Origin of the sequence: Saccharopolyspora oryzae (genome assembly GCF_027853915.1) — a bacterium.
GTDB lineage: Bacteria > Actinomycetota > Actinomycetes > Mycobacteriales > Pseudonocardiaceae > Saccharopolyspora > Saccharopolyspora oryzae.
In genome coordinates this window covers 1-6241 of sequence record NZ_JAQGLA010000159.1, presented here as the reverse complement: position 1 = coordinate 6241, position 6241 = coordinate 1, and the positions used below count along the sequence as shown (strand labels likewise).

The following is a 6241-nucleotide window of genomic DNA, read 5'->3' as shown; positions in this document are numbered from 1 at the left end:
CCGACGTGCGGCGGATGCTCGGCGACGCCGAGACCTTCCGCAACGGCTGGGGTCCCGAGGACCTCGACGGGCTGACCCCGGACCCGCGCCAGCTCTCCGGTGACCGCAGCGGGAACCTGCTCTCGCTGGACCCGCCGGACCACACCAGGCTGCGCCGGATGCTCACGCCGGAGTTCACCGTCCGGCGCATGCGCCGGCTCGAACCGCGCATCGTCGAGATCGTCGACCAGCACCTCGACGCGATGGCGCGGCGCGGCGCACCGTCCGATCTGGTCGCCGATTTCGCGCTGCCGATCCCGTCGCTGGTCATCTGCGAGCTGCTCGGGGTTCCCGCCGACGACCAGGCCGAGTTCCAGGAGCGCACCAACCGCCAGCTCGACACCACGCTGCCGCAGGACGAGAAGGTCGAGCTCGCCCGGCGATCGCTGGCATACATGAACGAACTCGTCGCGCGGGCCCGCCGCGAGCCCGGCGAGGACCTGATCGGCATGCTGATCCGCGACCACGACGACGAGCTCACCAACGCCGAACTGGTCGGCATCGCCAACCTGCTGCTCGTCGCCGGCCACGAGACGACCTCGAACATGCTCGGTCTGGGCACTCTCGCGCTGCTGCGCCACCCGGACCAGCTGGCGCTCGTGCGCGACGATCCCGAAAGCGTGCCCAAGGCCGTCGAGGAGCTGCTGCGCTGGCTCAGCGTCGTCAACGGCGGCTCGCCGCGCATGGCGACCCGGGACGTCGAGTTCGAGGGCTGCACCATCCGCCGCGGCGACCTCGTGATGTTCAACCTCCCCGCGGCGAACCGGGATCCGGCGCTGATCGACGATCCGGACCGGCTCGACATCACCCGCGAGACGACCCCGCACCTCGGCTTCGGCCACGGCATCCACCACTGCCTCGGTGCACCGCTGGCCCGCATGGAGATGCGCATCGCCTTCCCCGCCCTGCTGCAGAGGTTCCCAAACCTCCACCTGGCGATCCCGGACGTGCAGGTCCCCTTCGCCACCCACCAAGCCATCTACGGCCTCGAAAACCTCCCCGTCGCCTGGTGAACCCCTTCCCACTTCCGCACCGATCCCGGAATCACCCGTCCGATACCACCGGAACCTCGCCGAGGACCGCAGTTTCAATTGAAACTGCACAACCCACCCACGGCGGATCACAGTTTCCATTGAAACTGCGGTTCCCCGACGCGAGCAGACCACTCGTCCGGGGGTGTTCGAGGTCGTCGGGTCGGAGTGGACCGGGGGCATCGGGGCGGCGAGGTGGGGACTGCGGTGGTCGCTACTGCACCGACCAGGCGTTGTCGGAGGGGAGGATCGCTCCGGAGATGTTCACTCCGTCGTCGCTGAGCAGGAAGGTGATGGAGGCCGCGAGGTGTTCGGCGGCGGCGATCGGCGGGATCAGGGCCAGGAATTCGCGGAGGCGTCCGCCGCCGAACTCCGAGGTGGTGCCTGCGCTGGCGATTCCCGTGGCCACACCGCCGGGTGCGACCGCGTTGACCCGGATTCCCCGCGGGCCGTACATGAACGCCGTGCTGCGCGTGATGCCGACGACGGCGTGCTTGGAGGCGGTGTAGGCGACTCCCGCGGCGGATCCGCGCAGCGCCGCTTCGGAGGCCACGTTGACGATCGAGCCCCGTTCGGCCGCCAGCATCACCGGGACGACCGCGCGGGTCAGCCGGAACAGCCCGTCGACGTTGATCGCGAAAACCCGCTCCCAGACGTCGTCGGTGACCTCGTGGATCGGCGAGAAGTCGTCGCTGATGCCCGCCACGTTGGCCAGCCCGTCGATGCGCGGTCCGGCGGCGTCGAGGATCCGCTGGACGTGGTCGGCGTCGGTCAGGTCCGCGACGACGGTGACGACCTCGGAGTCCGGCAGTTCCGAGGCCAGGGCCTCCAGCCGTTCCGCGGAGATGTCCACCGCGACGACCCGGCCGCCTTCCCGCGCGATCCGGGAGGCGGTGGCCCGGCCGATGCCGGAGGCGGCGCCGGTGACGACCACGGTCTTGCCGTCGAACCGCCCCGGCGTGATGCGCTCCCGCCAGACCGCGTCGTCGGTGGACGTCTCGGGCATCGTGCCGCCGTTGGCGCGCAGGACCAGGTCGTCGACCACGTCCTGCGACAACGCGCCCTGGCTCAGGTCGGCCAGCTGCTGCAGCGGCAGCTGCCGCACCGGTGCGAGCGCCTGCTCGTCCGTACCGGCCTGCGCCAACAGCTCGCGCAGCAGCACCGCGCCCTCCGGGTGTGCGAGCCACTCACCGACCGGGCTGTTCGCGGTCAGCGGCTTGGATTCCGGTGCCATGTCAGTCCCCTCGACGATGTTCGTCCACATAGGACGCGTGTCCGAGCGCGTTGAAGCAGGTCTCGACGATGCGCGGTCGCCACGAGGTCTTGTCGCCCCGGTAGTGGGCGGCCAGGCTCAGCACCGCCAGAGCGCCCAGCGCGCCCGTCACGCGGATCAGCCGTTCCGCATCGGACGGGGCGATCGCGAACAGTTCGGACAGCAGTTCGTCGTGGTGGTGCGCCTCCGGCGTGGTGACCGGCCGGAACAGCAGCGCCACCAGGCCCGGCCGGTCCAGCGCCGTGTCGGTCAGCAGCTCCAGCACCCGCCGGTCCCGCGCCGGACCCAGCGGCAGCGACGCCACCTGGTCGAACACCTGCTTGCACCGCACCGCGGCGAAGTTCTGCGCCGCGGCGTGGAGCGCTTCCTTGCTCGGGTAGTGGTGCAGCAATCCGGCCTTGGACAGCCCGACGGCGTCCGCCAGCGCTTTCAGCGACGTCTGTTCGAAGCCGTGCTGGGCGAACAGCGCAGCCGCGCGGTCGAGGATCTCCTCGTCCACGTGCTGCCGCAGCGCTCGTGCCATGCCCCGACCCTACCCGACCGATTCGGTCGGTGAACCGATCGGATCGGTCGGCCAGTGTCCCCGCGCGGACTGCGGGACACTGGGGGGCGGTACCAGATCCGGCGGTGAGGGGAGAGCACCGTGGAACTGGAGATGGTCGTCGAGATCCCGCGCGGATCCCGCAACAAGTACGAGATGGACCACCGGCTCGGGCGGATCCGGCTGGACCGCACCCTGTTCACCGCCACCCAGTACCCGGCCGACTACGGCTACTTCCCCGGCACCCTCGCCGAGGACGGCGACCCGCTCGACGCGCTCGTGCAGGTGGTCGCCCCGACGTTCCCCGGCTGCACCATCCGCGTCCGGCCGGTCGCGGTGTTCTGGATGCACGACGAGCACGGCCCGGACGCCAAGGTCCTGTGCGTGCAGGCCGACGACCCGCGCGCCGACCACGTCCGGGACCTCACCGACGTCCCGCTGCACGACCGCGAGGAGATCGGCCACTTCTTCGCCACCTACAAGGACTTGGAGCCGCGCAAGAGCGGTGAGATCCGGGGCTGGCAGAGCCGCGCCGAGGCGGAAGCGGTCATCGAGGGCGCGTTCACCCGCGCCAACACCGCTCGCGATCCGGCGGCGGGCGCACCGGCACCGCGCATCTGCCGCAGGCAGTGGCAGCCCCAGCGCTGCCGTCGCGTGCGCCTGCCCCGCGCCGAACGCCCGAGGACCTAGAGTGCTTCGGCATGGAGCAGCGGATCAGCCTCATCACCCTCGGCGTCGATGACCTCCAGCGCGCACGCGCGTTCTACGCAGCGCTGGGCTGGCAGGGCCAGGAGATCGAGGAGACCGTCTTCTTCCAGACCGGCGGCAGCGCGTTCGTCTTGTGGAGCAGGGAGAAGCTCGCCGAGGACTGCGGTCTGCCGGACGCGACCCGCGACGGATTCAGCGGCATCACCCTCGCCCACAACACCAGGAGCGAGGACGAGGTCGACGACATCATGACCGCGGCCGCCGAAGCGGGCGCGACCATCACCAAGCCCGCCGCGAGGACCTTCTACGGCGGTTACTCGGGCGTCTTCGCCGACCCCGACGGCCACTTCTGGGAGATCGCCTACAACCCGGGATTCACCCTCGCCGAGGACGGATCCCTCGTGCTCCCCGACTTCGACAGGGCCTGACGCACCGCCTCCGGTGCTTCCGTCACCCGAACGGCAGCCAACCCCGGAGCGATCGCCGGCGTCCTACAGGTGGGAAGTGGGCAACCACCTCAGAACCCGGCGATCGCGACAGCGGGCCGGGACGTGGAGCACGGACGACGGGGACCCCCGCGCGCGCACCCGAGCTGGCCCGTCGCCACCTGCCGCAGGCACGGAGGAGGCACCATGACCAGGCGTATCGCGATCGTCGGCGGTGGCGTCGCCGGGCTGCTGACCGCGCATCTGCTGCAGCGCAGCGGACATCGGGTGACGGTGCTCTCCGGGCAGCGGCCGAACGATCTCCGCGGTGGCCGGATCTTGTCCACCCAGTGCGTTTTCGGCGCCAGGCTGCGCCCGGAGCGCGATGCCGGGCTGGCGCTGTGGGACGACGAGGCCCCGGCGATCACGAAGGGCCGCCTGTCGCTGTGGCTGGACCGCGACTGCGTCCTGGACTGGTTCGCCGATCTGGTCGGCGGCCCGGCGCAATCGGTCGACCACCGCCTGAAACTGGCCGCCTGGCTGGAAATGCTCGACGACGTGGCGTACCGGACCGTCGGCGAGGACGAGCTGGACCACCTCGCCGCCGACCACGACCTGGTGCTCGTGGCGACCGGTCGCGGAGGCGGGTTCTTCGCGCGGAACGCGGACCTGTCCCCGCACACCGAGCCGCAGCGCCAGATCGCGGCGGTCTACCTCCGCATCCCGAATTCCACCAGCGACACCACGTCGATCCGCTGGTCGATGGTCCCGGGCGTCGGCGAGCTGCTCGTGCTCCCCGCGCTGACCTTCACCGGCCCCTGCTACGCGCTGCTCATCGAAGCGCTGCCGGACGGGCCGTGGGACGTCTGGCGGGACCGCCCGGGTCCCGACGAGCTCTGGCGGCGAATCCGCCTGCTGCTGCGCGACATCCCGCGCGAGCACGACGAACTGGCCGCTACGACGCTCACCGACGAACGCGCAACGCTGACGGGCGCCATCACCCCAACCGTTCACCACCCCGTCGCGGTGCTGCCGTCGGGGCGCGCGGTGCTGGGTCTGGGCGACGCGGTCGTGGTCAACGACCCGCTGACGGCGCCGGGCGCGAACTCCGCGGTGACCGCCGCTGCCATGCACGCCGAAGCCATCGACGCGCACACCGGCCCGTTCGGCGCCGACTGGATGCAGCGAACCCACGACGCGTGGTGGCACGCACCGGGCGGCGGCCGCGACACCACCACGGTCGCCAACGCGCTGCTGAACCCGCCACCGCACCTGCTCGACATCCTGCAATCCGCGGCGACCGACCCGTCGCTGCAGCGGAAGTTCGCCCGCGTGCTGGAAACCACCGAGGACGCCGACTGGCTGATCGGGCATTAGTCCTAAGTAGACGCGAGTACTCCACCGCGGATGTTCAGGTGCCGGGGCCCCCGCAGCACCGGGCTGGCCCGGTACGGCGGCGGGTCCTGCACCAGCTCGGGATCACCCAGCCTGCGGGCGAGTTCGGTCAGCGCGACCTGGGTTTCCAGGCGCGCCAGCGGCGCTCCGAAGCAGGCGTGCACACCGAAGCCGAAACCGAGGTGCTGGTTGTCCGCGCGGGCCGGGTCGAAGCGGTCCGGATCGGCGAAGCGCTTCGGATCCCGGTTGCCCGAGGCCAGCATCAACCACACCGGCGCCCCTTTCGGGATCACCGCGCCCGCGACCTCCAGGTCGATCAACGTGGTGCGCTGCGGCAGCATGTGCACCGGCGGCTCGTAGCGCAGCAGCTCCTCCACCAGCGCCGGCGCGATCGACGGATCGTCGCGCAGCCGCCGCAGCTCCTCCGGCTGGCGCAGCAGGGTGAGCATGCCGTTGGTGATCAGGTTGACGGTGGTCTCGTGCCCGGCGATCAGCAGCAGCACCGCGTTCGTGATCATCTCCACCAGCGACATCCGCCCTTCCGGGCCTTCGTCGGTGGCCCACGCGGAGAGCATGTCCTCGCCGGGATGGCGGCGGTGGTGCTCGACCAGCTCGGCCAGGTACTGCCCGAGCTCGAAGCGGCTGTGCTGCGCCGCGCGCCGATCCTCCACCGGCAGCGCCGGGTTCAGCCCGGCGATCACGCCGTCGACCATCACGCGGAACCGCGGCTCGTCCTCCCTCGGCACGCCCAGCAGCTGGCAGATCACCGCCACCGGCAGCGGATAGGCGAAGTCGTCGACCACGTCGAACTGCTCGCCGCCCACCAGCC

At 71.0% G+C, this 6241-nt stretch carries 7 protein-coding genes; 4 read left to right on the top strand and 3 right to left on the bottom strand.

Going from position 1 to position 6241, the window contains the following annotated elements; all coding sequences use genetic code 11:
- The coding region (locus OU415_RS37670; protein WP_270954570.1) for a cytochrome P450 at positions 1-1052 on the top strand (1052 nt) is incomplete at its 5' end.
- A 232-nt stretch (positions 1053-1284) separates the two neighbouring features.
- Here OU415_RS37670 and OU415_RS37665 read toward each other — a convergent pair.
- Together OU415_RS37665 and OU415_RS37660 are read right to left on the bottom strand one after the other, a co-directional pair.
- On the bottom strand, positions 1285-2304 hold the full coding sequence (locus tag OU415_RS37665) for an SDR family NAD(P)-dependent oxidoreductase (protein WP_270954563.1): 1020 nt from the start codon (positions 2302-2304) through the stop codon (positions 1285-1287).
- Position 2305: 1 nt separating this feature from the next.
- On the bottom strand, positions 2306-2866 hold the full coding sequence (locus tag OU415_RS37660) for a TetR/AcrR family transcriptional regulator (RefSeq protein ID WP_270954561.1): 561 nt from the start codon (positions 2864-2866) through the stop codon (positions 2306-2308).
- Between the two features lie 120 nt (positions 2867-2986).
- On the opposite strand from OU415_RS37660, the gene OU415_RS37655 reads away from it, so the two are divergent.
- From OU415_RS37655 to OU415_RS37645, 3 genes are all read left to right on the top strand, one after another.
- A complete protein-coding gene (locus OU415_RS37655; protein WP_270954559.1) occupies positions 2987-3574 on the top strand; it encodes an inorganic diphosphatase in 588 nt (195 codons plus the stop codon).
- 11 nt (positions 3575-3585) lie between these two features.
- The gene (locus OU415_RS37650; protein WP_270954558.1) at positions 3586-4020 is read left to right on the top strand and encodes a VOC family protein; all 435 of its coding nucleotides are present in this window, start codon (positions 3586-3588) and stop codon (positions 4018-4020) included.
- Between the two features lie 204 nt (positions 4021-4224).
- Positions 4225-5394 carry a styrene monooxygenase/indole monooxygenase family protein gene (locus OU415_RS37645; protein ID WP_270954557.1) on the top strand — a complete coding sequence of 390 codons (1170 nt, stop codon included), beginning with the start codon at positions 4225-4227 and terminating at the stop codon, positions 5392-5394.
- A 2-nt stretch (positions 5395-5396) separates the two neighbouring features.
- On the opposite strand, the gene OU415_RS37640 is transcribed toward OU415_RS37645, so the two are convergent.
- Positions 5397-6241, bottom strand: an 845-nt coding sequence (locus OU415_RS37640) for a cytochrome P450 (protein ID WP_270954556.1), incomplete at its 5' end; no start/stop codon positions are given.